This window comes from Streptomyces triticisoli (assembly GCF_003270085.1).
GTDB lineage: Bacteria > Actinomycetota > Actinomycetes > Streptomycetales > Streptomycetaceae > Streptomyces > Streptomyces triticisoli.
In genome coordinates this window covers 23,962-47,276 of sequence record NZ_QFDQ01000269.1, presented here as the reverse complement: position 1 = coordinate 47,276, position 23,315 = coordinate 23,962, and the positions used below count along the sequence as shown (strand labels likewise).

General features: G+C 71.4%; 20 protein-coding genes, 1 tRNA gene and 2 pseudogenes. 13 read left to right on the top strand and 10 right to left on the bottom strand.

Annotated elements, in window-relative coordinates; all coding sequences use genetic code 11:
• From DEP02_RS30675 to DEP02_RS30645, 7 genes are all read left to right on the top strand, one after another.
• On the top strand, positions 1-618 hold a 618-nt coding region (locus DEP02_RS30675), incomplete at its 5' end, for a UbiA prenyltransferase family protein (RefSeq protein WP_500300160.1).
• Positions 615-1,484, top strand: a complete 870-nt coding sequence (locus DEP02_RS30670) for a sugar phosphate isomerase/epimerase family protein (RefSeq protein WP_112470934.1) — start codon at positions 615-617, stop codon at positions 1,482-1,484. The genes DEP02_RS30675 and DEP02_RS30670, both read left to right, overlap by 4 nt.
• Positions 1,481-2,197, top strand: a complete 717-nt coding sequence (locus tag DEP02_RS30665) for an EboA domain-containing protein (protein ID WP_112470933.1) — start codon at positions 1,481-1,483, stop codon at positions 2,195-2,197. The genes DEP02_RS30670 and DEP02_RS30665 overlap by 4 nt, the downstream gene beginning before the upstream one ends.
• Positions 2,197-3,045, top strand: a complete 849-nt coding sequence (locus DEP02_RS30660; RefSeq protein ID WP_112470932.1) for a TatD family hydrolase — start codon at positions 2,197-2,199, stop codon at positions 3,043-3,045. Before DEP02_RS30665 ends, DEP02_RS30660 begins: the two co-directional genes overlap by 1 nt.
• 3 nt (positions 3,046-3,048) lie before the next feature.
• A complete protein-coding gene (eboE, locus tag DEP02_RS30655; RefSeq protein WP_112470931.1) occupies positions 3,049-4,248 on the top strand; it encodes a metabolite traffic protein EboE in 1,200 nt (399 codons plus the stop codon).
• Positions 4,245-5,672 carry an alkaline phosphatase family protein gene (locus DEP02_RS30650; RefSeq protein ID WP_112470930.1) on the top strand — a complete coding sequence of 476 codons (1,428 nt, stop codon included), beginning with the start codon at positions 4,245-4,247 and terminating at the stop codon, positions 5,670-5,672. Before eboE ends, DEP02_RS30650 begins: the two co-directional genes overlap by 4 nt.
• Positions 5,669-6,841, top strand: coding sequence for a sugar phosphate isomerase/epimerase family protein (locus DEP02_RS30645; RefSeq protein WP_112470929.1), 1,173 nt, complete (start codon positions 5,669-5,671; stop codon positions 6,839-6,841). The genes DEP02_RS30650 and DEP02_RS30645 overlap by 4 nt, the downstream gene beginning before the upstream one ends.
• Before the next feature lie 34 nt (positions 6,842-6,875).
• On the opposite strand, the gene DEP02_RS30640 is transcribed toward DEP02_RS30645, so the two are convergent.
• Entirely contained in the window at positions 6,876-8,081 is a 1,206-nt protein-coding gene (locus DEP02_RS30640) for an RNA-guided endonuclease InsQ/TnpB family protein (RefSeq protein WP_112470939.1), read from the bottom strand.
• A 329-nt stretch (positions 8,082-8,410) separates the two neighbouring features.
• On the opposite strand from DEP02_RS30640, the gene DEP02_RS30635 reads away from it, so the two are divergent.
• A tRNA-Leu gene (locus DEP02_RS30635) sits at positions 8,411-8,495 on the top strand.
• 399 nt (positions 8,496-8,894) lie between these two features.
• Here DEP02_RS30635 and DEP02_RS30630 read toward each other — a convergent pair.
• The gene (locus DEP02_RS30630) at positions 8,895-10,142 is read right to left on the bottom strand and encodes an alkaline phosphatase PhoX (protein ID WP_112470928.1); all 1,248 of its coding nucleotides are present in this window, start codon (positions 10,140-10,142) and stop codon (positions 8,895-8,897) included.
• A 148-nt stretch (positions 10,143-10,290) separates the two neighbouring features.
• On the opposite strand from DEP02_RS30630, the pseudogene DEP02_RS35620 reads away from it, so the two are divergent.
• Positions 10,291-10,485: pseudogene (locus DEP02_RS35620) on the top strand (transposase); the annotation flags it as partial.
• A 34-nt stretch (positions 10,486-10,519) separates the two neighbouring features.
• Here the strand turns inward: DEP02_RS35620 and DEP02_RS30620 are convergent.
• The 6 genes and pseudogenes from DEP02_RS30620 to DEP02_RS30600 all read right to left on the bottom strand — a co-directional run bounded on the left by DEP02_RS30620 (position 10,520) and on the right by DEP02_RS30600 (position 17,840).
• Positions 10,520-11,338, bottom strand: a complete 819-nt coding sequence (locus DEP02_RS30620; RefSeq protein ID WP_112470927.1) for an SAM-dependent methyltransferase — start codon at positions 11,336-11,338, stop codon at positions 10,520-10,522.
• Positions 11,339-12,058: 720 nt separating this feature from the next.
• Positions 12,059-13,267 carry an SPFH domain-containing protein gene (locus tag DEP02_RS30615; RefSeq protein WP_232839345.1) on the bottom strand — a complete coding sequence of 403 codons (1,209 nt, stop codon included), beginning with the start codon at positions 13,265-13,267 and terminating at the stop codon, positions 12,059-12,061.
• Positions 13,268-13,342: 75 nt separating this feature from the next.
• The gene (locus DEP02_RS33750) at positions 13,343-13,513 is read right to left on the bottom strand and encodes an NfeD C-terminal domain-containing protein (RefSeq protein ID WP_157977578.1); all 171 of its coding nucleotides are present in this window, start codon (positions 13,511-13,513) and stop codon (positions 13,343-13,345) included.
• A 600-nt stretch (positions 13,514-14,113) separates the two neighbouring features.
• Positions 14,114-14,848, bottom strand: a pseudogene (locus DEP02_RS30610) (RNA repair domain-containing protein); the annotation flags it as partial.
• Between the two features lie 209 nt (positions 14,849-15,057).
• A complete protein-coding gene (locus DEP02_RS30605; protein WP_112470925.1) occupies positions 15,058-16,647 on the bottom strand; it encodes a hypothetical protein in 1,590 nt (529 codons plus the stop codon).
• On the bottom strand, positions 16,647-17,840 hold the full coding sequence (locus tag DEP02_RS30600) for an FAD-dependent monooxygenase (RefSeq protein ID WP_112470924.1): 1,194 nt from the start codon (positions 17,838-17,840) through the stop codon (positions 16,647-16,649). Before DEP02_RS30600 ends, DEP02_RS30605 begins: the two co-directional genes overlap by 1 nt.
• A 190-nt stretch (positions 17,841-18,030) precedes the next feature.
• Between DEP02_RS30600 and DEP02_RS30595 the strand changes: the two genes are divergently transcribed.
• From DEP02_RS30595 to DEP02_RS30580, 4 genes are all read left to right on the top strand, one after another.
• Entirely contained in the window at positions 18,031-18,639 is a 609-nt protein-coding gene (locus DEP02_RS30595) for a class I SAM-dependent methyltransferase (RefSeq protein WP_112470923.1), read from the top strand.
• Positions 18,640-18,643: 4 nt separating this feature from the next.
• Positions 18,644-19,084 carry a hypothetical protein gene (locus DEP02_RS30590; protein WP_112470922.1) on the top strand — a complete coding sequence of 147 codons (441 nt, stop codon included), beginning with the start codon at positions 18,644-18,646 and terminating at the stop codon, positions 19,082-19,084.
• 141 nt (positions 19,085-19,225) lie between these two features.
• Positions 19,226-19,555: a plasmid mobilization protein gene (locus DEP02_RS30585; RefSeq protein ID WP_112470921.1), complete on the top strand. Its 330-nt coding sequence runs from the start codon at positions 19,226-19,228 to the stop codon at positions 19,553-19,555.
• On the top strand, positions 19,552-20,037 hold the full coding sequence (locus tag DEP02_RS30580) for a PIN domain-containing protein (RefSeq protein ID WP_198668670.1): 486 nt from the start codon (positions 19,552-19,554) through the stop codon (positions 20,035-20,037). Before DEP02_RS30585 ends, DEP02_RS30580 begins: the two co-directional genes overlap by 4 nt.
• Positions 20,038-20,170: 133 nt before the next feature.
• Here DEP02_RS30580 and DEP02_RS30575 read toward each other — a convergent pair whose 3' ends face one another.
• Both DEP02_RS30575 and DEP02_RS30570 read right to left on the bottom strand, forming a co-directional pair.
• Positions 20,171-21,586 (bottom strand): tannase/feruloyl esterase family alpha/beta hydrolase, encoded by a 1,416-nt coding sequence (locus DEP02_RS30575; RefSeq protein WP_112470919.1) that lies wholly within the window; start codon positions 21,584-21,586, stop codon positions 20,171-20,173.
• A gap of 87 nt (positions 21,587-21,673) precedes the next feature.
• A complete protein-coding gene (locus DEP02_RS30570) occupies positions 21,674-23,290 on the bottom strand; it encodes a long-chain fatty acid--CoA ligase (RefSeq protein WP_112470937.1) in 1,617 nt (538 codons plus the stop codon).
• Between the last annotated feature and the right edge of the window lie 25 nt (positions 23,291-23,315).

The following is a 23,315-nucleotide window of genomic DNA, read 5'->3' as shown; positions in this document are numbered from 1 at the left end:
GCGGCCTGCGCGTTCACGGCGGCGGGCCTGGGCCTGGCGTCCCGCGCCGGCCGGCCCGCGCTGGCGGTCGCCGCGCCTCTCGCGGCCACCGTATGGGCGTACGACCTGGCCCTGAAGCACACCCCGGCGGGCCCGGTCGCCATGGCGGCGGCCCGCGGCCTCGACCTGCTGCTCGGCGCCGCGGCGACCGGCGGCCGCCTCCGCGCGGCCCTTCCGTCGGCCGCCCTGCTGAGCGCCCACACCTTCGCCGTCACAGCCGTCTCCCGCCGCGAGACCACCGGCGGCTCCGCCGCGGCGCCCCTGGCCGCCCTGGCCACGACCGCCACCCTCACCGGCCTGCTCCTGCGGCGGCGGGACACACGGCCGGACAGGAAGACCCTCTCCCCGGTGACCGCACTCACCACCGCCTACGCCCTCACCTCCGCCCGCCCCTGTCTCCACGCCGCCCTCAACCCCTCCCCACCCCTCGTCCAACGAGCCGTCGGCGGCGGCATCCGCGCCATGATCCCCCTCCAGGCCGCGCTGTCCGCCCGCGCCGGCGCACCGGTCACCGCCCTGGCCACGGCGGCCCTGGCGCCGCTCGCCCGCCGGTTCGCGAGAAAGGTGAGCGTCACATGAGCAGCCCCCGGGCCCTCCGCTTCGGCTACGGCACCAACGGCCTCGCCGACCTCCGCCTCGACGACGCCCTCGCCCTGCTCGCCGACCTCGGCTACGACGGCGTGGGACTGACCCTCGACCACATGCACCTCGACCCGCTCGCCCCCGACCTCGCCACCCGCACCCGCCGGATCGCGCACCGGCTGGACGCCCTCGGCCTTCAGGTCACCGTGGAGACGGGCGCCCGCTATGTGCTCGACCCGCGCCGCAAACACGGCCCCTCCCTCCTCGACGCGGACCCCGGGGACCGCGCCCGCCGCGCCGGCCTGCTGCTGCGCGCCGTACGGGTCGCCGCCGACCTCGGCGCCCACGCCGTGCACTGCTTCAGCGGCATCACCCCGCCCGGCACCGACCAGGACACGGCGTGGAAGCGGCTGGCCGAGTCCCTGACCCCCGTCCTGGACGCGGCCGGCGCCGCCGGCGTCCCCCTCGCCGTGGAACCCGAACCCGGCCACCTCCTCGCCACCCTCGCCGACTTCCACCACCTGCGCCGCCTCCTCGGCGACCCCGACCACCTCGGTCTGACCCTCGACATCGGCCACTGCCAGTGCCTCGAACCGCTCCCGCCCGCCGACTGCGTCCGCGCCGCCGCGCCCTGGCTCAAACACGTCCAGATCGAGGACATGCGCCGCGGCGTCCACGAACACCTGCCCTTCGGGGACGGCGAGATCGACTTCCCGCCGGTCCTGGCGGCCCTGGCCGCCACCGGCTACCAGGGCCTGACCGTCGTGGAACTGCCCCGCCACTCCCACGCCGGCCCCCACTACGCCGAACTCTCCCTGCCCTTCCTCCGCCGGGCGGCCACCGCTGAAGGGAGCACCCGATGACCCACCCGCAGGACCCCACGGGCACCCCCGCGGCCGGCACCGCCCTCGTCCCCGTGGACGAGCTGCACACAGTCCTGACCGCCCACCTGCCCCCGGCCGCCCGGGCCTGGCTCGACCAGGCGCTCGACGAGGCCGCCGCCCATCCCGGCATCCACGGCCCCATATCCGTATGGGAGCTGCGCCTGGCCGAGGCCGGTCGCCGCTGCGGTGCCGGCCACGCCGACGCCGCCCGCGTCCTCATCCTGCACGCGGCCCGCGCCGACCTGGACGCCCTCACCCGGGTCTACCGCCAGGGCACCGCCGACGAGCGCCGCGCCGTCCTGCACGCCCTGCCGCACCTCGTGCCCGGCCCGGACGCGGTGCCGCTCGTCGAGGACGCCCTGCGCACCAACGACACCCGGCTGCTCGCCGCCGCCGCGGGCCCGTACGCCGCCCGGCACCTGGCACCCCACCCGTGGCGGCACGCCGTCCTGAAGTGCCTGTTCACCGGCGTACCCGTCGACAGTGTCGCGGACCTGGCCCGCCGCTCCCGCGGCGACGCCGAACTCGCCCGCATGCTCGGCGACTACGCGGCCGAACGCACCGCCGCCGGCCGCCCGGTCCCCGAGGACCTGCACCGCGTACTGACCCTGACCGGGACCGTGCCCGAGACCGCGCCCGAGCCCGAGACCGCGCCGCACGGCCCGGTCGACCCCCACGGCAAGGAGTCCTGATGCGCATCTTCGACCCCCACATCCACATGACGTCCAGGACCACCGACGACTACGAGGCCATGTACGCCGCCGGCGTCCGGGCCGTCGTGGAGCCCGCCTTCTGGCTCGGCCAGCCCCGCACCTCGCCCGCCTCCTTCCTCGACTACTTCGACGCCCTGATCGGCTGGGAACCCTTCCGCGCCGCCCAGTACGGCATCGCCCACCACTGCACCATCGCCCTGAACCCCAAGGAGGCCAACGACCCGCGCTGCCTGCCCGTCCTCGACGAACTGCCCCGCTACCTCGTCAAGGACCGGGTCGTCGCCGTCGGCGAGATCGGCTACGACTCGATGACCCCGGCCGAGGACACCGCCGTGGCCACCCAGTTGCAGCTCGCCGCCGACCACGGCCTGCCCGCCCTCGTCCACACCCCGCACCGCGACAAGCTCGCCGGCCTGCGCCGCACCCTCGACGTCGTGCGGGAGTCGGCGCTGCCCATGGACCGCGTCCTGATCGACCACCTCAACGAGACCACCGTCAAGGAGGCCAAGGACAGCGGCTGCTGGCTCGGCTTCTCCGTCTATCCCGACACCAAGATGGACGAGGAGCGGATGGTCGCGATCCTGCGCGCCCACGGCACCGAGAAGGTACTGGTCAACTCCGCGGCGGACTGGGGCAGGAGCGACCCCCTCAAGACCCGCAAGGTCGGCGACCTGATGCTCGCCGAGGGCTTCACCGAGGACGACGTGGACCTCGTCCTGTGGCGCAACCCCGTCGCCTTCTACGGCCTCAGCGGCAGGCTGGACCTCGACGTCGCCGCGACCGACGCCACACACGAGGGCAACAGCATCCTGCGCGGCGGGGAGTGAGCGATGCGCTTCCGCCACCCCGACGGCTCCACCGTCCACCTCGCCTACTGCACCAACGTCCACCCCGCCGAAACCCTCGACGGCGTCCTCGCCCAACTCCGCGACCACTGCGAGCCCGTACGCCGCCGCCTCGGCCGGGACCGCCTGGGCATCGGCCTCTGGCTCGCCCGCGACGCCGCCCGCACCCTCGACACCGACCCGTCCGCGCTGCGCGGCCTGCGCGCCGAACTCGACCGGCACGGCCTGGAGGTCGTCACCCTCAACGGCTTCCCCTACGAGGGCTTCGGCGCCGAAGAGGTCAAGTACCGCGTCTACAAGCCCGACTGGGCCGACCCCGAACGCCTCGACCACACCACCGCCCTCGCCCGCGTCCTCGCCGGCCTCCTCCCGGACGACGTCACCGAGGGCAGCATCTCCACCCTGCCCCTGGCCTGGCGCACCGCGTACGACGACACACGCGCCGAGCAGGCCCGCACCGCCCTGCGCACCCTGGCCGAACGCCTGGACTCCCTCAAGGAGTTGACCGGCCGCTCCATTCGCGTCGGCCTGGAACCGGAACCCGGCTGCACCGTGGAGACCACGCACGACGCGATCGCCCCGCTGACCGCGATCGCCCACGACCGCATCGGCATCTGCGTCGACACCTGCCACCTCGCCACCTCCTTCGAGGACCCGGCGACCGCCCTCGACGCCCTCACCGAAGCCCGCGTCCCCGTCGTCAAGTCCCAGCTGTCCGCCGCCCTGCACGCCGAACACCCCCACCTGCCCGAGGTCCGCGAGGCCCTCGCCGCCTTCGACGAACCCCGCTTCCTGCACCAGACCCGCACTATCACCGCCACCGCCACCGCCACCGGCACCAGCACCGCCACCGGCCTGCACGGCACCGACGACCTGGGAGAAGCCCTCGGCGGCAACGCACTCCCCTACACCGCACCCTGGCGCGCCCACTTCCACGTCCCCCTGCACGCGGCCCCCGCCGCCCCCCTCACCTCCACCCTCCCGGTCCTGAAGGCCGCCCTGACCCGGCTCGTCGGCGGCCCGCACCCGCTCACCCGCCACCTCGAGGTCGAGACCTACACCTGGCAGGCCCTCCCGCCCGAGCTGCGCCCCCGCGACCGCGCCCGGCTTACCGACGGCATCGCCGCCGAACTCGCCCTCGCCCGCGACCTGCTGACCGACCTCGGCCTGAAGGAGCTGCCATGACCCGGCCCCAGCAACCGGGACCGACGCCGCTGCTCGTCCTGGACGTCGTCGGCCTCACCCCCCGGCTCCTCGACCACATGCCCCACCTCAAGTCCCTCGCCCAGTCCGGCTCCCACGCCCCGCTCGGCACCGTCCTGCCCGCCGTCACCTGCGCCGCCCAGTCCACCTTCCTGACCGGCGCCCTGCCCTCCGAGCACGGAATCGTCGGCAACGGCTGGTACTTCCGCGAACTCGGCGAGGTCCTGCTGTGGCGCCAGCACAACGGCCTGGTCGCCGGCGACAAGCTGTGGGACGCCGCCCGCCGCGCACACCCCGGCTACACGGTCGCCAACATCTGCTGGTGGTACGCCATGGGTGCCGACACCGACATCACCGTCACACCCCGCCCGGTCTACTACGCCGACGGCCGCAAGGAACCCGACTGCTACACCCGCCCGCCGTCCCTGCACGACGAACTCACCGGGAAGTTCGGCACCTTCCCCCTCTTCCACTTCTGGGGCCCCGGCGCCGACCTCGTCTCCAGCCAGTGGATCATCGACGCCACCCGCCACATCAACCGCACCCGCCACCCCGACCTGACACTCTGCTACCTCCCGCACCTCGACTACGACCTGCAGCGTTACGGCCCCGACGACCCCCGCTCCCTGCAGGCGGCCACCGACCTGGACACGGCCATGGCGCCCCTCCTGGACGACGCCCGCGCCGAGGGCCGTACCGTCGTCGCCCTGTCCGAGTACGGCATCACCCGCGCCGACCGCCCCGTCCACATCAACCGTGCCCTGCGCAGGGCCGGCCTGCTCGAGGTGCACACCCAGGACGGCATGGAGTACCTCGACCCGATGGCCTCACGCGCCTTCGCCGTCGCCGACCACCAGATCGCCCACGTCTACGTACGCCGCCCCGAGGACCTGGACGCCACCCGGGCCGCCCTCGACGGCCTGCCCGGCATCGACCAGATCCTCGACGACGAGGGCAAGGAGGCCCACCACCTCGACCACCCGCGCTCCGGCGAACTCGTCGCCGTCGCCGAACCCGACGCCTGGTTCACGTACTACTACTGGCTCGACGACGACCGCGCGCCCGACTTCGCCCAGCTGGTCGAGATCCACCGCAAACCCGGCTACGACCCGGTCGAACTGTTCATGGACCCGCTCGACCCCTACGTCAAGGTCAAGGCAGCCACCGCCCTGGCCCGCAAGAAACTCGGCCTGCGCTACCGCATGGCGGTCGTCCCCCTCGACGCGTCCCCCATCCGCGGCAGCCACGGCCGCCTCCCCAGGAGCGACGACGACGGTCCGCTCCTCATCTGCTCCACCCCCCGCGCCGTCGGCGACCGCGTCGCGGCCACCGACGTGAAGTCACTCCTTCTCCAGCTCGCCGGTCTCGGCGGAGCCGAGCACCAGTCCGAAAAGAGGCACCCGTGAACGACCTCCACGCAACCGACCACGCAGCCGATCACGGCACCGACGACCAGCTGCGCCGCAGCCTCGGCATAGGCCGCCGCGGCTTCCTCGGCACCTGCACCGCCGTCGCGGCCGGCGCGATCGCCGCCCCCGTCCTCGGCGCGGCCCCCGTGCAGGCGGCGCCCGCGACCGGGACGCCCGGCAAGGCCAAGGGCCACCTGCTCGTCCCCGAGGACAAGCGCGGCATCATCCTCTACACGGTCCGCGACGCCACCGGACGCGACCCGCTCTCCACCAACCTGCCCTCCGGCTTCCGCGCCGTCTTCGAACAGCTGGCCCGCTTCGGCTACCGCCAGGTGGAGTTCGCCGGTTACCGCCAGCACGCCAACGCCCCCGGCGGCGCCAACCTGGAGACCGTCGAGGGCGCCCGGCTGCTGCGCCGCTGGCTGGACGACTACGGGCTGAGAGCGCAGGGCAACCACGGTTTCATCCCACCGTCCTGGCCCCTGACCACCGCGGACCTGGACACCTTCAAGAAGCACCTGGAGATCGCCAACATCCTCGGCATGGGCCACATGGGCACCGGCGGTGACCCCACCGGCAGCTCCTACCGGGCCGACTGGGACGTGGCCGCCGACAAGTGGAACGCCATGGGCGAGATCGCCCGCAGAGCCGGGATCAAGCTCTACACCCACAACCACGACGCGGCGTACGGCTTCCTGCTCGACGGCGGCCCGCTCGACGACCGGGGCCGCCCGACCCGCAGCTCCGGCATCCGCAAGCTGGAGTACTTCCTGTCCGTCACCGACCCCAAGCTGGTCTGGCTGGAGATGGACATCTACTGGGCACACGTGGCCCAGTACAAGTTCCGCACCTACACCGACCACGACGGTGCCGTCCGGCAGGACATCTTCGACCCGGCCGCCCTGGTCGCCGCCCACAACAAGCGCTACCCGCTCTTCCACGCCAAGGACGGTGTCATCAACACCACCAACGGCCAGGGCTACGACATGGTCCCCTTCGGCACCGGCGTCATCGACTACACGACCTTCTTCTCCCGCGTCGGCCACCGCAACTACCACAACCCGATGGTCGAACAGGACAACGCCCCGAGCTCCACCGACCCGGCCCAGTCCCTGGAACACGCCCGCATCGGCTACCGGAACATGGCCGCCCTGCGCCGCAATTGACATCCTCGCCGTCTTGAAGGACGGCGATTCCCGCCTACCGTGCCGTTGAAGGCTGGGGTGTCGGGTGGGTTCCCGCTTCGCCGCGCTGTGCCGGGACGGGTCCCGGTCTTACCTGCGCTCCATGGGCTGACACGGCCAGTCCGGCCGCCTTGGCGACGTTGACCGCCGCGTTGGTGTCCCGGTCCAGGACGGCCCCGCACGCCCTGCACGTCCAGACACGGACGTGCAGGGGCTTGGGGCCGTCCTGCATACCGCAGGCCGAGCAGACCTGGCTGGTGGGCTCGAAGCGGCCGACTCGGACGAAGGTCCGCCCGTACCGGGCGGCCTTGTACTCCAGCATGGCCACGAACGCCGACCATCCGGCGTCGTGGACGGACTTGGCCAGGCGCGTGCGGGCGAGTCCCTTCACCGCCAGGTCCTCCACGGCGACCGCTTGGTTCTCGCGGATCAACCTTGTGGAGAGCTGGTGGTGGAACTCGCGGCGCGCGTCGGCCACCTGCGCGTGCGCGCGGGCTACCTTGTGCCGGGCCCTGTCGCGGTTCTTCGAGCCTTTCTCCTTGCGGGAGAGGGCACGCTGCGCCTTCTTCAGCCGTTTCTCCGCCCGGCGCAGGAAGCGCGGAGAGTCGATCTTCGTGCCGTCCGAGAGCACGGCGAAGTGCGTCAGACCCAGGTCGATCCCGATCTCGGGTGTGGCCTCCGGCAGCGTCTCGGCCGGGCCGGTGACGACGAAGCTCGCGAAGTACCGGCCGGCGCTGTCCTTGACCACCGTCACCGTGGACGGCACCGAGGGCAGGCTCCGGGACCACTTCACCTTCACGTCGCCGATCTTCGGCAGGCGCAGCTTCCCGCCCGGCGTGATCGACCAGCGGGCGTTCGCGGTGAAGCGGACGGCCTGCCGGGTGTCCTTGCGGGACTTGTACCGGGGCGCGCCCATGCGCGGGCGTTTGCCTTTCAGTCCGTCGAAGAAGTTCTTGTACGCGCTGTCGAGGTCCCTCAGGGACTGCTGGAGGATCACGGCGGACACCTCGCCGAGCCAGGCCCGTTCCGGGGTTTTCTTCGCCTCGGTGATGAGCTGCTTGGACAGCTTGCCGGTCTTCGGGAATGGCAGCCCCTCGCTGCGGGCGGTCTCACGGGCGCGGAGCGCGTCGTTGTAGACCACTCGCGCACACCCGAACGCCCGTGCCAGCGCGGTGCGCTGACCGGCGCTGGGGTACAGGCGGAAGCTGTACCGAAGCTGCACACCGATCACGGTACACAGTCGGCTTATGAGTGCCGATGAGAACATTTGTGCTGGTCGCACTGTGTTTCCGGCTGCATGTCCAATTGGTTTTTGTGACGAAGTACCGGCAGGCAGTGTTCGCCGAGTCCTGCGAATGATCCCGGTAGCACCGTACGGACACTAGGAGGCTAAACTCTGAAGGTGGCCATCTGGGCACTCTCCGTATTCACTCCCGAGGCCCCTTCCGAGGCGCCCCCAGGGGCAGATACGCAGGTGAAAGCCACCCCCAAACCTTGGTATTGTTGTCCTGTCGCCGCGGGGAACATCCCCGCTCGGGCGGCAGGCACCTGGTCCGGGTGGCGGAATGGCAGACGCGCTAGCTTGAGGTGCTAGTGCCCTTTATCGGGCGTGGGGGTTCAAGTCCCCCCTCGGACACTCACTGTGTCGATACGTATGAGAGGGCCTCGACCTGACGGTCGCGGCTCTCGTTGCGTGTTCATGGGTAATGGTGATGTCCAGGGCTTCGTGAAGGGGCCCTCCTTCTCCGCGTCGGCGGCGCGGACGCGTGGTGTGATGCCTCCGATTCTTTCGGTGATCGCCTGGCGAGCCTGGGCCTGCTCGGAGGTCTGCGTCTCTGCGGTGCTTGCTTGGCTGAGTGCTGTGACGGTGGCGGTGAGCAGGTCTGGTGCGAGGGCCCGGGCGACCCACGCATCCAGTGCCCGGCACACGACCTCTTTACGCGGGGCATGGGCCCGCCGCCCGAGACGGAAGGGCCCCGTCGCGGATGCGGCAGGGCCCTTCGGGGCTCGGGTCAGGAGCGGGGCGGGGAGCAGGTCAGCGGCGGGTGATCTTCCAGGTGCCGTCGGCCTTCGGCTTGTCGGGGTGCTGGACGTTGAAGAAGAGGCTCTTCGGGTCCTTGCCGAAGTAGATGCCGCTGATCTCGGCACCCGGGTCCTTGAGCGAGCCGAACAGCTCGACCTTGTCGGCGGCGCCGTCCTTGTCGTTGTCCTTGCCGGCGACGTAGATGTCGCTGAGGTAGTTGTCCTCGACGATCCACAGGCGGCCGTCAGGGCCCTCGGCGAGGTTGTCCGGGCTGTTGAAGCCCGTCATCTTGGCGCCGGCGTTCTCGACCGGCACGTTCTTCCCGGCCTGGACGAAGCTGGTGAGCACGTTCTTGTTCAGGTCGACGGCGACGACACGGTCCTCGCTGGTGTTGGCGACGTACAGCGTGTCGCCGATGACCTCGACGTCCTCCGGACGGCCGAACTCGGTGGCGTTGACGGCGTTGGCCGCGGCGTCGGCGTCCACGACCACCTTGTCCATGTCGAGCGCGACCCACTCGAAGGCGCCGACCTTCTTGTCGTACGTCGCCGAGCTCCACTTCTGCTCGGCGTCGGAGAGGCCCTTGATCTTCAGCGCGTAGAGCCGGCCGTCGGACAGGTCGCCGCGCTTGGTGGGCACGAACTTGTAGATCGAGCCGCCGTTGAGTTCGTCGATGACGAAGACGGTGCCGTCGGCGAGCGCCTCGATGCCCTCGTGCCGCATGATGCCGGCCTCGCGGCGCTCCTCGACGCGGGTGATCTTCGTCGGGTCCTCGGAGTCGAGGAACGCCTCGAAGAGGCGGCCGCCGGTCGTCTCCTCGGCGAAGAGCAGGGTGCCCCACGGGGTCCAGCGCAGGCCGTCGAGCCGGCTCCAGTCCGCGCGCTGGGCGATGACCTTGGCCTCGCCGGTCTTCAGGTCGACGACGGACAGGGAGCCGTTGGAGCCGACCTCGTGGGTGCGGTAGAGGTAACGGCCGGCCTGCGGGCCGGTCTCGTTGACCGTGTTCATGTCGGTGAGGTCGTCGGCGGTGCCGCCGTAGATGTCGAGGACGGTCTCGTCGGCGACGAGCTTCTGGGTGAAGCCCTCGGGGGCGACGAGCGGCTCGCTCCAGTCGGGGGTCACCTGGTCGTAGGCCGAGCCCTTGATCGGCTCGAACGCCATCGGCCCGGCCGCGGCGGCTGCCGGGCCGGCAGCCATCAGCCCGAGGGGCAGGCTCAGGCCGAGCGTGAGAGCCGCTGTGGCGAGACGGGTACGGCGCATGAGTGCGTCTCCCTGTGCAAGTCGTGGTACTGGGTGGACGCGTTGGAAGCTATGAGCAGTCTGTGAACATCCGGCCACCCACAAGTAGCCCTTCGCCATGGAGGCAGGTGAACACTCGGCCCCCTGCTGCGGCGCAAAGGGGCCGGCCGACCGCACTGGCATCCCTCGGCGGTAACTGCCGCACGACTTCGCCCCATGGGAGACGGTCCATGGCCATTTCACGGCCTGGCAGAAGGACGGCGTGTTCGGCCGGCTCAATGGAGTGCCGCGGCGACTGGTCCGGGAGGCGGAGGGCCGGAAGCCCGGGCTGCACCCCGCCGCACAATGCACCACCGACGCTCGCCCGCGACTACGAGACCCACCCGCACCGCTCCGAACTAGGCTTTCCGGGCCAGCCCGGCGGCGATGAGACGCTCCCAGACGGTGAGCTCCCGTTCGCCGCCGCTGTTCCACGGGCTGTCAGCCACGTCAGGACGCCACAGGGACGCGGGGACGATCCCGGGGTCGAGGATCTCCAGGCCATCCAGCAGGGATTCGATCTCCTCGTCGGTGCGCCACCGGCCGCGGCCGAAAGTCTGCTGGAGGACTCCCTCGGCCTCCGCTGTCTCCGGGTTGTTGCCGGAACGGAAGTGGCTGACGAAGAAGTAGCTGCCGGAGGGTACGTGGTCGCGCCAGTAGCGGACGATTCCAGCTGGGTCTTCCTCGTCGTTGACGTGGTGAAGGATGGCGCTGAACATGACGGCGACGGAGCGGTCGAAGTCGATCAGTTCCAGGGTGTCCGGGTGGGTACGGACGTCTTCGGGGTTGCGTACATCGGCCGGGACGACCCGGGTCCGGTCGTTTTCCTCCAACAACGCACGGCCGTGGACCAGCACTTGGGGGTCGATGTCGACGTACACGACCCGAGACTCCGGAGCGTGCCGTTGCGCGACCTGGTGGACGTTGTCGGCGGTCGGAAGACCACTGCCCAGGTCGATGAACTGCCGTACGTCGGTGGTCGTCACGATCTCCCCGACCGCCCGGGTCAGGGCTGCGCGGTTGGCGAAGGCGATTGCCACCGAACCAGGAAGGTCACGTTTGAACACGTCGCCGATCTCCCGGTCCACAGCGTAGTTGTCCTTGCCGCCGAGCACGTAGTCGTAGACGCGGGCGATACTGGGCTTGGTGAGGTCGATGGAGAGGCCTTCATCCGTCATGGCGGCCATCCTCCCCCGTGTGCTCGTCTGCTGACCATCACTTTGGAATCCTTGAGCAGACATCATGCTGCCGCACCGGGAAACCCCAAGATCCCCCACAGAGTCAAGGCCACGGGCCGCGTCGTTGCCACGCGCAGGGACGGACCGGCCGCGTACTCGATCGCGACGACATGGAACGGCCGTGACACGACAGGCGGACTGCTTCCCAACGGCTCGTACACCTGAACGCTGACGCCTGTGCCGGCGGACGGGCAGGGCGCGGCGTTGGTCCAGTCCGGCACGGTCCGGCTGACGGGTGGCGCGGCGGTGCGGCGGGACCACGTCGGCGACTCGTCGCTGCCCGACGGTGTCGGCGGCCTCCTGACGCTGAACTCCTCGGGATCGCTCACCTTCCACTGGGGGACGGGGGCGGGAAAGTGTCGGCGAGTGGCTGGTCGACCTCGGTCAGAGCCGTGCCGCTCGGCGACCTCAGCGGTGACCGCTGCAACAGGGCCTCGTCCAGGAGGCCTCCGTCGAAACCGATGAGCACACTGTCGCTGACGATTTCCGCGTCCAGCCCCGATGCGCCATCGACGTCCCAGGGCGCTTCGACGCCTCGTCCAGAACGACCCCAACCCGACCCCGAACTCGTTGACACCTGCCTCCACGAGATGGGCCATCACCTCCCGGGCCCGAACGCCGCCACCACACGGTTGGCGCGATCCGCATCCATAACAGCTGTCACTCCTCCGAGTTCAGGGCTTCTCGCGGGTTCAAGCCTTCTCGGGCTCGGCCGGTACCTGTCTTCCCGGACTTGGCCGGAACCTGCCTTCCTGTGGTGGGTGAGGGCGTCGAGTGCTGGAGCGAGTCGAGGATGGACAGACCTTGCGCCACCACTCCGGCCGCCACCTGGTTGATACCGTCGGTGCCGTTCAGGACGGTGAGATTGGCTCCGGACATGCCACGGGCCGCCGCCTCGGCGAGGGCGGGCAGATTCTCCACGACCCGGTTGGCAGCGATGAGTTCCTGGTTGCCGTCACGGAGCGAGGCGGCACGAGCCGTGTTGGCGTCGGCCTGAGCCTGGGCGATGGTCCGCTCGGCGTAGGCGGTTCCGTCGGCCTCGAACCTGGCCCGGTCGCGGCCCGCCTCGGCCAGGGCCCGCTGCCGATAAGCCTCCGCGTCCGCCGGGCGCCGTACCTCCGCCTCCAGCCGCTGGGCCGCCAGACCGGCCTGGCGCTGGGCCAGAGCGGTTTGTTCCTCGATGACCTCCTGGGAAGCCCTGGCCTGGGCGAGGGGGCCCGCCTGTGCGGCGCGGGCGTTGTACTGCTCGGTCTCAGCGGTGAAGCCCGCCCGCTTGATCGCGGTGTCCCGTTCGTACTCGGCCTTGAGCGCGGCGGCCTGCTGCTCCCGCTCCGCTGCTTCCTGATCAGCCTTGGCCTGCGCTATCCGGGCCTGGCTCGCCACCGCGGCGGCATGCGGTGCCGCCAGGTTGTCGATGTATCCGGTGGCGTCCTCGATCTCCTGGATCTGGAGTGCGTCCACGACGATGCCGAGTTTCTCCATCTCACCATGGCTGCCCGCCACCACTTCCTGGGAGACCCGGCTGCGCTCGCGGATGATCTGCTCCACTGTGAGTCCGCCGATGATGGAACGCAGATGTCCCGCGAAGATCCGGCCGACCAACTCCTCCATCCGATGCTGTTCCGACAGGAACCGGCGGGCGGCATTGGCGATCGACACCGCGTCGTCACCTACCTTGAACACGCATACGGCCCGCACCGCGAGCCGAATTCCCTGCTGGGTCACACAGTCCTCCGCGATCTCCGCTTCCCGCAGGGCCAGCGACAGCATCCGGGCCTTCTGCTTGACGGGTAGCACAAAACTGCCATGACCGGTGACGATACGAAACTGGGTTTTCTCGGCCTGCCGTTTGGAGCCGGAAATGAGCATTGCCTCATTCGGTGCGGGAACATGCCAGAAAAGCATGAGGAATCACCTCGCATCCTGCGGAACCAAGAAGACGCTTCAGGACGGCAGCGGCTCAACGATCACCGAGCGTGCCGAGATGGAGTCGATCACGATCACGCGGACGTCCTTGGCAACCGGTGCCGCGGACCAGGCCGCATAGGCTTCCGAGCCGCCCCGTACGGCCACGAGAACTTCCCCGGGACCGTCCTGTGGGATCGCCACCGTCACTTTCCCCAGGGCTCCCACAGGACTCTGCGAAGAGTCGTCGGCTATGCGCATACGTCCTCTTGACACACGGATACGGAAGGTCACCTGAAGGGGCTCTGAGTGGTCGACAGGCCACGATCACTCGCTGCCCGCTTTCTCCCCTCCGGACGCATCAAGGCTCTGGACACATCTGCAAATAGCTCCAGGCACCAAGACCTCGGTCGCCTTCGCACTCCTCCACGCTACTCCGCCTCGCTTCCCTCGGCGCATCACGCCTGACCGTGACACGGTGTGGTCGGTGATGTCGGGCGTCACGCGGAGGGCCCATGTCGATGAGCGCGGCGGCAGAATTCTGTTCATCGCGATGAGTTCGGCGAATTCTGACAGATTCTTGGAGGGAATTCCGGGCCGATTGAGCCCGGATCCACCCTGGCCATGGCCTCACCTGTCGGTGATTTCGGAGAGCCATGCCGTGTCCTCCGGGCCCGGCGCTTCGGGGCCGGGCGTGGGCAGCCAACGGACCTCGCCCGTGCGCAGGGCGACCGTGGCCCGTGGCCGCATCGGCCCGTCGCCCCTGCGTGAGAGCAGGACGAGTTCCCAGACCGTCGCCGTCATGGTGTCCAGCCGGGTGGTGCAGTCGGCGGTGACTCGCCTCGGATCCCGGGTCCGGCCCAGGGACAGATGGGGGGTGAAGTTCCTGGCGGGCCCCCTGCAGCGCGGGAACCGCTGCTGCAGTACGCGGTGCAGGTCCGCCCAGGGCACCTCGCCGGCTGCCGTCGGGTCGAGCCACACGGTGAAGTACGCCCTGTGCCGGAAGGTGCGCACCCCGTCCAGCCGGGCGGTGAAGACCGGCGTCTCGGCCGTCGCCGCGGCGAGCAGTGGGGCAGCCCGCTCGAAGTCGGACTCCGGCACGAAGCCGAAGAGCAGGTTGACGTGCGGCGGCCAACGGTGGATCTGCGGATCGTAATCCCGGCGGATGTCCTGGATGGGCGGCCACAGCTCCGCGGGCGGGATCCAGGCCACCGCCGTGCGGGCCGTCGGGGACACGTCGAGGACGCCGGCGGACTCGCCCCTGCCGGGGCTCGTGCCGGAGCTCAGGTGTGCTTGCGGGTGCCGCACCCGGCCGGCGCCCGACGCGTCGACGCGGTCCACGCCCGTGGCCCGGTCCCAGACCACCTCGCCGTCCGCCTCGATGAACACCACCCGGTGCCACGGGATGTCGCCCCCGGGCACGAAGGAGGACAGCGGGATGCGTTTGAGGCCGTCCCCGCGCTGGCTGATCCCCAGCACGAACCGGGCCGGGTCGAACCGCGGGTCCCAGCGGACCCGGTGGTAGATCTCGTCGCTGGTTCGCACCACGCCTCCTCTCCCGCCTTCGCACCTTCTCTTCCTCAGGATCGGCGATCGGTGTGGGTAATGGGTGCAGCGGGATCGAATCCCCCCTCGGACACTCGCTGCTACGGTACAGACGCGAGGGCCCCGACCTCACGGTCGCGGGCCTTGTCGCGTGTTCGTGGCCGACGGTGACGCCCCGGGCCCTGTGGAGCGGTGGCACCGCGACCTGATCAAGCAGCGTCACGCCCGCACCCGTCGGCCGAAGAGTCCGAGCCGATGCCCTGGTCCCTCGCTCTCGACGGCGTCCTGGCGCAGAGGTACGGGCGTGCGAGGAGCAGGCCGGTGCCGGTCAGGGCGATGCCGAAGTAGACCGGCGCGAGGTGGATGAAGTCCGTGTAGTGGATCGCGCCGTGCACCACGACAGCCGGCAGGAAGCCGGTGGCCGCCGCCGCGGTCAGGGTCCAGAACACCCAGGCCTCACCCCGCCGCCAGCCCCACGCGCTGAGCAGGACGATCGCCACCGCCGAGGCCATCAGGGCGCCGCCGAACCCCGCGCGGTCGTGCGCGACGAACGGCACGAGCCGGGGATTCACCGCTTCCAGTGTCTGCGTGTCGGTGCCCAGGAAGGTCAGGTCGGTCGGCACGAAGACACCGGTCAGACCGATCACCGAGATAACCGCTCCGCCGACGAACAGCCCCGCTCCCGTGACGATCAGCAGCAGCTGGCCGACCAGCGCCCGCCGGCGCTCCGGCTCCGGCCCCTCGGGCGCCAGGCGCCACCGCGGCGCGTGCGGGGTCCGGCGGACCGCGGCCACGAACATCGGGAAGAGCACGAGGGTGGTGGCCGTGTGCAGGGGTTCCACGAAGCCGGTGGCCAGGAAGTAGAACAAGGTGGGGAAGCCGACCGCCCCCGAGAGCAGGTACACCTCGCGGGCCCAGGGCCAGCCGCGCCTGATCCCGCCCACGGCGAGACCGGTGTAGAGGGCGCCGATCGCCATCATCGTGCCGGCCATGGTGATCCGGTCGTGCTGGAGGAAGTGCACGAGGTGGTGGTTGGCGGCACGCAGTTCGTGCAGCGTCATGCCGAGGTAGTCGCGGTCGTACCAGAGCAGCACCGGACCGAGCGTGATCGCCGCGGCGCCCAGTCCGGCGCCCGTCATGCCGAGCCCGACGAGCAGCCCCCACCACCAGGCGGGCCAGCGGCGGGGATCGCGGCCGACGTCCCGCAGCACGGGAGCGGGCGCGGTGGGCGTGGCTGCCTCGGTGACCCGTGCGAACCAGCCGGGTCCGGCCTCGACGAGCACCCCGGGCCGGGCGAGCACGACGGCGTCCGGCTCCTCGAGTGCGGTGGCCGCGGCGGTGACCGACGGGTCGGACACGTGGACCACGTGGGGATCGTCGCCGCTGGTGAACCCGTCGACATGGGGTTTGAGGGAGGCCTCGGCCTCCGGGTCGCAGGCGCGGACGACCAGCGGGATCGAGCGGCCGGCAGCGGCCTCGCGCACGGTCTCCGCGTCGGCCGCCGAGACGGGCGCCACCTCGACGACACCGGCCCCGAGCGGCGGCATGGCGCGTACCGCCTCGCGGGCGAGCGAGGGCGGGACGGACAGGCCGAGGCGGACGGTCACGGGCACATCGGCGATCTCGCCGGCGAGCCGCTTCGGCGGATGGCGGTGGCCGAACCCCCGGGCGATCAGCCGCGCGCCGGCGGGACGGGAGCCGATCGAGGCCAGCAGCCGCAGTGCGGTGCGCTGCGAACGGCGGCGGCCGAGGACGGCGGCGGCCAGGCCGCGCAGCGGGTGGTACGTCCAGTCCGGCATCAGTGGCTCCCGCTCTCCGTCGTGCTCTCCGTCGTGCTCACCCGGTCACCGGGCGGGGTCCAGCCGAGCACCGGCGTCATGGAACGCAGCGCCGCCCGCGTCGGCGTCAGCCGGGCGGCCGTGTCACGCAGCAGCACCGCGGGCGGCCACGACAGCTGGCCGACCACGCCGAGCCGGGCGGAGCGGCGCGTGATGGCCTGCGTCCGCGGGCGACGCAGCACGTCGTACGAGCGGAGCGCGGCGGCCACGTCCGGGGTGGAGTCGAGACAGTGGGCGAGGGTGACCGCGTCCTCCAGTGCCTGGCACGCGCCCTGGCCCAGATTGGGGGTCATGGCATGGGCCGCGTCGCCCAGCAGCGCGACCCGGCCGTGGACGAAGGAGGGCAGCGGCGGCAGGTCGTACAGGTCGTGCCGGAGCACCGCGTCCGCGGGGACGGCGGCCAGCAGGGCGGGAATGGGGTCCGGCCAGGACCCGAACCGGCGCAGCAGTTCGGCGTACTCGGACGAGCCGGAGGCCGCTCCCTCCGGCAGCGACGCGGTCGCGAAGCAGTACATCCGCCCGCCCGGCAGCGCCGTGCAGCCGAACCTCGCCCCACGGCCCCAGGTCACCGCACCCTCGGAGGGCGGCTCGGCGAGAGGCTCGGTGACCATGCGCCAGGCGGTGTAACCGGCGTACCGGGGGCCGGCCGCGTCGGGCCACAGGGTACGGCGGACCGCACTGCGCAGCCCGTCGGCGCCGACCACGAGATCGGACCGGGACCCGCCCCTTCGGTGGTCGACGACCACGCGGTGGCCGTCGTCGCGCACCGCGGACACCTCGCTGCCCGAGCGCAGAGCCCCGGCGGGCAGCGCCTCGGTGAGCACCCGCAACAGGTCCGCGCGGTGCAGGACCACCAGGGGATGACCGAAGCGGCGGGTCAGCTCCGCGTTGTCCGTACGGGACAGCCGGCGGCCCCGGCGGTCGCGTACGCCGCCCGCGGCCTCGACGGCGCCGAGTGCCCGGACGGCACCGGCCAGGCCGAGCACCTCCAGCGCGCGCAGCGCGTTCGGCCACAGGGAGATGCCGGCGCCGATCTCGGTGAACCCCGGGGCCCGTTCCAGTACCTCGACGCGCCAGCCCCGGCGGTGCAGGGCGATGGCCGCCGCAAGGCCGCCGATCCCACCGCCGACGACGGTCGCGGCGCGCTGCGGCATGGGTCCTCGCTCCGGGTTCGGGGGCACCGCCCCCGGTCAAGTGGCCGTCGATCCGGTGCCCGAGCGGCAAGCGGCAAGGCGCAGGTCCGGCTGAGCAGCGCCCCATCGCAGCATGCCGGCAGACGCCTGTCAACGTGCCGAGGGGCGAACCGGCCGCCCCCTGTCACACGGTCGACCTATAGTTGACCGCATGAGCCGTTGGAGGGAGTTGACCGGGGAGACGTCCGGGGAGGACTACGCCGCACGGTTCGCGGCCCTGGCCCGCAGCGGGAAGGACATGCACGGTGAGGCGCGGTTCTGCGCGGCTCTCGTGCCTGCCGGAGCGCGGGTGCTGGATGCAGGGTGCGGCACCGGACGGGTCATGATCCGGCTCGCGGAGCTGGGGTACGACTGCGTCGGGGTGGACCTTGACGCGTCGATGCTGGCGGTGGCGCGGAAGCAGGCGCCGGAACTGCCCTGGTTCCAGGCCGATCTGGCCGAGTTCGAGCCGGACCTGCTCGGCATCGCGGCGGACTTCGACCTCGTGGTCGCCGCGGGCAATGTCTTCCCGTTGGTCGCCGCCGGCACCGAGGCCGCGGTGGTCGAGCGCCTGGCCGCGGCCCTGCGTCCAGGTGGTCTGATGGTCGCCGGCTTCGGCCTGGACGAAGCCCACCTGCCCGTGCCGCCCGGCATCACACTGTCGGAATACGACGACTGCTGCGCCGCGGCCGGCCTCACCCTCGTCGACCGCTTCGCCACCTGGGACGCCGACCCCTACGACGGTGGCGGCTACGCCGTCAGCGTCCACCGCCGCCACTGAGGATGTGCGGGACATCCTGATCATCCGTGCCCGCCGGACGGCGGCCGGCAGCCTCTGCGGCTTCTGCGGCGATCCCGAGCGCACCACCGTGCTGCGCACCTGGTACGGCGACGATGTCGCCGACTCCGCCGCCGAACTCGGCCGGCCCGGCCACGACCCCGTTCCCCTCCCCGACCTCGGCCGGCAGGCGGACCCGGCGACCTACCGCCCCTTCCTGTCGTACTCCGAACTCGGCCAGGTGATCGGCGGCAAGCCCAGCGAGATGTACGGCGCCGTCGCCGCCGTCCTCGGGCTGGAGCAACTCGCCTCCGTCGACAAGCGGTTGCGCGAACCGGCCCGCGAGTACGACGCGCCGGCCAAGGCGGCCAAGGCCGAACTGCCCGCCCTGCTCGCTCTGCTGGAAACCACCGACGACCCCGGGCCCGGGCTGCCCACGCCACGCTGAGCGGGCGGCGCCCGGACCTCACGCGGGCGGCCGAGCCGGCCGACGGGCGCGGTACGGATCGGGGCGCTGCGGGGGAAGGGCCAGGGTTGCCCACATCTGATCACACTCGCACTGACGTCATACGCGTAATACGATGCCTTCATGGCAAAGACGCGGATCAGTATCAGCCTGGAGCGAGACCAGGCCGAACGCATCAGGCAGCACGCGGAACGGGCGGGCATGGACGTCTCGGCCTACCTGGTGCACGCCGCAACGCGCCAGATGGCCGAGAGTGACGCCATAGAGGAGCAGTTCGCCGAGGTGGACGCGCTCATCGCCCGGGCGGAGCGGGCAGCGGGCGGGCTGCCCGCCGAACCCGCCCCGGAACCGGCCGCGGAACTGACGGAGCAGGAACGCCGCGAGGTCGAGGAGGCCCTGGACCTCGTCCACGGCAGGGACCGGCACGACCGCCGTCCGGGGCACGCCGCGTGAGTGCACGGGTGCCGGTCTACGACACCGGCATGCTCATCGCACTCGCCGACCGCAAGGCGAAGGCGGTGGCTCTCCACGAGGGACTGCGCACGGTCCCGCACCGGGCACTGGTGCTCGGCCCGGTCCTCGCCCAGGTGTGGCGCCCTCAGCCGGCACTGGTGCACGCTCTGTCCGGCGTCCTGAAGGACTGCACGGTCCCTCAGGCCCGTACATCCGGGCCGCCCATGCGCGAGACGAAGGTGGGTCGTCCGGAGTGTCTGGCCTGTGCTACGGGCCCGGACCTCGCGGACTGGCGGCGCATCGGCACTGCTCTGGGGCGAGCGGCCCTGCCGGCGAAGAAACGGCCGGACGCGGTGGACGCCTGGGTGGCACTGGCGGCGGCCCGGCACGGCAGCGCGGTGATCTTCACCACCGACCCGGGGGACATCCACGCCTACCTGGCGGTCCTCGCGCCGACGGACGTGCACGTGGTCGCCGTCTGACGACCGGGAGCCGCGCTCCGCCCCGTCCAGGTGGCCGCGGTGCTGACACCTCTGCTCCCGGCATGAGGTGGTGCGCGCGAAGCCGCCCCGCCGGACGGCCTCCGGCGGGGCGGCTGTCAGTGGCGCTCCAGGGTCAGCGCAGGGCGCAGGAGTTCACCACGTCCCCCGTGGCGGGCTTGGACACGGTGCCGCTCGGGGGCGGCGCCGCGCCGCGCTCCACCCAGGCGGTCAGCGCGTCGAAGGCGGTGCGGTAGCAGGGCAGGATCGGGCGGAGCCGGTCCGGGTAGGCGTCGTAGAGGCTGTCGACGTGGGTGCCCGCCTCGATGGTGTAGTAGCGGTGCATGCCCTCGCGGCCCCGGGCCTTGACCATCCTGGTGTAGACGTCGGAGTCGACGGAGATCGGCAGCAGGGCGTCGAGCGTGCCGTGCAGGGTGAGCATCGGCTTGCCGATCCGGCCGGTCAGCGAGATCCGGTCGAGCGCCCGGTGTACCGACTTCGGCCGCTGGGCGTAGTCGTACGAGGCGTCCGAGGCGCAGGGGGCGACGATCTCCTCGAGCGTGGAGCCGGCCGACGCCCCCGGGCAGTCGGGGTCGTAGGACGGGTCGAACTCGGCGCGGTAGGTCTTCTGTGTCAGGCCCCAGTAGATCGACTGGTGGTAGGGCCAGAGGAACTCGGAACCAGGGGCGAAGCCCGCGTCCAGCATGTCCTGGTGGGTGGCCCGGCCGGCCTGGTAGGCGACCGCGGTGGGCAGGAAGGTGAAGGGGTTGGGGCCTTCGGCCGTCATCAGCGTGCCTTCCCAGTCCACCCCGCCGTCGTACAGCTCGGGGTGGTTCTCCAGCTGCCAGCGGGTCAGGTATCCGCCGTTGGAGATGCCGGTCATGTAGGTGCGGCGCGGCGCCTTCCCGTAGACGCGTTTGGTGACCTGCTTGGCGGTGCGGGTGAGCCTGGTGGTCAGCTCGTGCCATTCGGCGACGGCGTCGCCGGGGCGTTTGCCGTCGGTGTAGAAGTCGACGCCGTTGTTGCCCTTGTCGTGGGAGGCGAACGCGTAGCCCTGGGCGAGAACGTGGTCGGAGACGAGATGGTCCAGGGCGTACTGCTTGCGGGTGCCGGGCGCCCCGGTCACCACGAGTTTGCCGTTCCACCGGTCCGGCAGGCGGATGACGAACTGCGAGTCGTGGTTCCAGCCGTGTGTGGTGTTCAGCTTGGAGTCGTCGGGGAAGTAGCCGTCGATCTGGATGCCGGGGACACCGGAGGGGTTCTTGGTGCCCTTCGCCGACAGGGAGGCCCAGTCGGCCTGGTCGGTGTACCGCGTACCGGTGAGCGCGGCCGTGGTCAGGTCCGGCAGGCAGGCGGTGGTCTGGAATGCGGCGCCGGGCACGGTGGCGCGGGACTGGCCGGCGCAGTGGCGGGCCTCGCCCGGCGCCGCGTCGGCGGCGGTTGCCACGCCGCCGGTGCTGACTGCCAGGGCGGCGGCCAGTACGGCGGCCGCTGTTCTGGAACGCGACGAACGCGACGAACGCGATGAACGCCTCAAACGCGTCAAGTGCATCACTCGGACACCTCCGGGTCGGGCCGGGGAACAGGACGGGGACGACAGGACGGAGCAACAGGACGGAGCAACAGGACGGGGACGGACTCAGGCGCCGAACCGGGCGCGCAGGACCTTCTTGTCGAATTTGCCCGTACCGGTGCGGGGCAGCGAATCGAGCACCTCCACCTGGTCGGGGAGCTGCCAGCGGGCGAAGCCGGCCCCCTCCAGGTGCTCGCGCACCTCCGCGAGACCGACCCGCGCCCCGGGGCGCGGGACCATGCACACCAGCGGCCGTTCCTGCCACTTCTCGTCCGGTACGGCGATCACGGCGGCCTCGACGACACCGTCCATCGCCATCACGGCCGACTCCATGTCGACCGAGGAGATCCACTCCCCGCCGGACTTGACCAGGTCCTTGGCGCGGTCGGTGATGACGAAGTAGCCGTCGGGCGAGCCGACCGCGACATCGCCGGTCAGGAACCAGCCGTCGTCGGTGAACCGGTCGGAGCCCTCGCCGCCGAAGTAGGAGTCGGCGATCCACGGGCCGCGCACCAGCAGCTCGCCCATCGCCTCCCCGTCCCACGGGACGGCCCGGCCCCGCTCGTCGCGGATCTCCACCTGGACGCCGGGCAGCGGCAGCCCGGCCCTGGCGCGTACGGCCCGAGCGAGCCGCTCCTCGCCCCAGTCGCTCATCCGCTCCTTCGGCCAGGCCATGCTCGCCAGCGGGGAGGTCTCGGTCATGCCCCAACCCTGGACCAGGGGGATGCCGAGCTCGCGCCGATAGCGTTCGATCAGCGCGTCCGGCGGCCGGGCCCCGCCGCACATCACATGCCGCAGGTCCGGCAGCCCGCCGCGCGCCGCGATCGCGTCGGCGACCGACATCCACACGGTGGGCACACCTGCGGCCACGGTGACCCGTTCGGCGGCCATCAGCTCCACCAGTGCGGACGGGTCCTGCCGTCCGCCGTGGAAGACCTGTTTCGCCCCGTACGCGGTCGCGGTGTACGGCAGGCCCCAGGCGTTGGCGTGGAACATGGGAACGAGCGGCAGCACCCGGTCCGACGGGCCGATCGCGACCCCGGCCGCGGTGGCGGCGGTCATGGCGTGCAGCACCGTCGAGCGGTGGGTGTAGACGACGCCCTTGGGGCGGCCGGTGGTGCCGGAGGTGTAGCACAGGCCGAGCGGGGTCCGCTCGTCGATGTCGAGGGGCGGGTAGTGGTCGGGACGGCCGCCGATCAGCTCCTCGTACGCCACCACCGTCACTGTCCTGGACAGGGGAGTGGGTGGTACCCCGTCGGCGAGGACGACGACATGGGTCACCCCGGCCAGGGCGCCGAGCCCGTGCACCTGCTCCAGCAGCGGCAGCAGGTCGGCGTCCACCAGGATCACCCGGTCGTCCGCGTGGCCGATGACGTACGCCAGGTGGTCCGCCGACAGCCGCACATTGAGGGTGTGCAGAACGCGCCCGGTGCACGGGACCGCCCAGTACGCCTCCAGGTGACGGTGGCCGTTCCAGGCGAGCGTCGCCACCCGGTCACCGCGCTCGAGACCGAGCGAGTCGAGCGCGTGCATCAGCCGCTGGGCCCGCCGGCCGAAGTCGGCGTAGGTGCAGCGGTGCAGACCGCCGTCCGGCAGGTAGCTGACGATCTCCGTGTCGTGGAAGTAGCGGGGGGCATGGCCGAACAGCAGCCAGGTGTTGAGCGGTGTGTCCATCATCGCCATGACGGACATCGTCACCGAGGGCGCC

What these genes read in the sequence shown, in the direction of transcription:
- DEP02_RS30650 (WP_112470930.1), top strand. Translation starts at nt 4,245, where the DNA reads ATGACCCGGCCCCAGCAACCGGGACCGACGCCGCTGCTCGTCCTGGAC.
- DEP02_RS30660 (WP_112470932.1), top strand. Translation starts at nt 2,197, where the DNA reads ATGCGCATCTTCGACCCCCACATCCACATGACGTCCAGGACCACCGAC.
- DEP02_RS30605 (WP_112470925.1), bottom strand. Translation starts at nt 16,647, where the DNA reads ATGCCGGACTGGACGTACCACCCGCTGCGCGGCCTGGCCGCCGCCGTC.
- DEP02_RS30595 (WP_112470923.1), top strand. Translation starts at nt 18,031, where the DNA reads ATGAGCCGTTGGAGGGAGTTGACCGGGGAGACGTCCGGGGAGGACTAC.
- DEP02_RS30670 (WP_112470934.1), top strand. Translation starts at nt 615, where the DNA reads ATGAGCAGCCCCCGGGCCCTCCGCTTCGGCTACGGCACCAACGGCCTC.
- DEP02_RS30615 (WP_232839345.1), bottom strand. Translation starts at nt 13,267, where the DNA reads ATGCTCATTTCCGGCTCCAAACGGCAGGCCGAGAAAACCCAGTTTCGT.
- DEP02_RS30570 (WP_112470937.1), bottom strand. Translation starts at nt 23,290, where the DNA reads ATGGCGATGATGGACACACCGCTCAACACCTGGCTGCTGTTCGGCCAT.
- DEP02_RS30665 (WP_112470933.1), top strand. Translation starts at nt 1,481, where the DNA reads ATGACCCACCCGCAGGACCCCACGGGCACCCCCGCGGCCGGCACCGCC.
- eboE (WP_112470931.1), top strand. Translation starts at nt 3,049, where the DNA reads ATGCGCTTCCGCCACCCCGACGGCTCCACCGTCCACCTCGCCTACTGC.
- DEP02_RS30600 (WP_112470924.1), bottom strand. Translation starts at nt 17,840, where the DNA reads ATGCCGCAGCGCGCCGCGACCGTCGTCGGCGGTGGGATCGGCGGCCTT.
- DEP02_RS30575 (WP_112470919.1), bottom strand. Translation starts at nt 21,586, where the DNA reads ATGCACTTGACGCGTTTGAGGCGTTCATCGCGTTCGTCGCGTTCGTCG.
- DEP02_RS30630 (WP_112470928.1), bottom strand. Translation starts at nt 10,142, where the DNA reads ATGCGCCGTACCCGTCTCGCCACAGCGGCTCTCACGCTCGGCCTGAGC.
- DEP02_RS30585 (WP_112470921.1), top strand. Translation starts at nt 19,226, where the DNA reads ATGGCAAAGACGCGGATCAGTATCAGCCTGGAGCGAGACCAGGCCGAA.
- DEP02_RS30620 (WP_112470927.1), bottom strand. Translation starts at nt 11,338, where the DNA reads ATGACGGATGAAGGCCTCTCCATCGACCTCACCAAGCCCAGTATCGCC.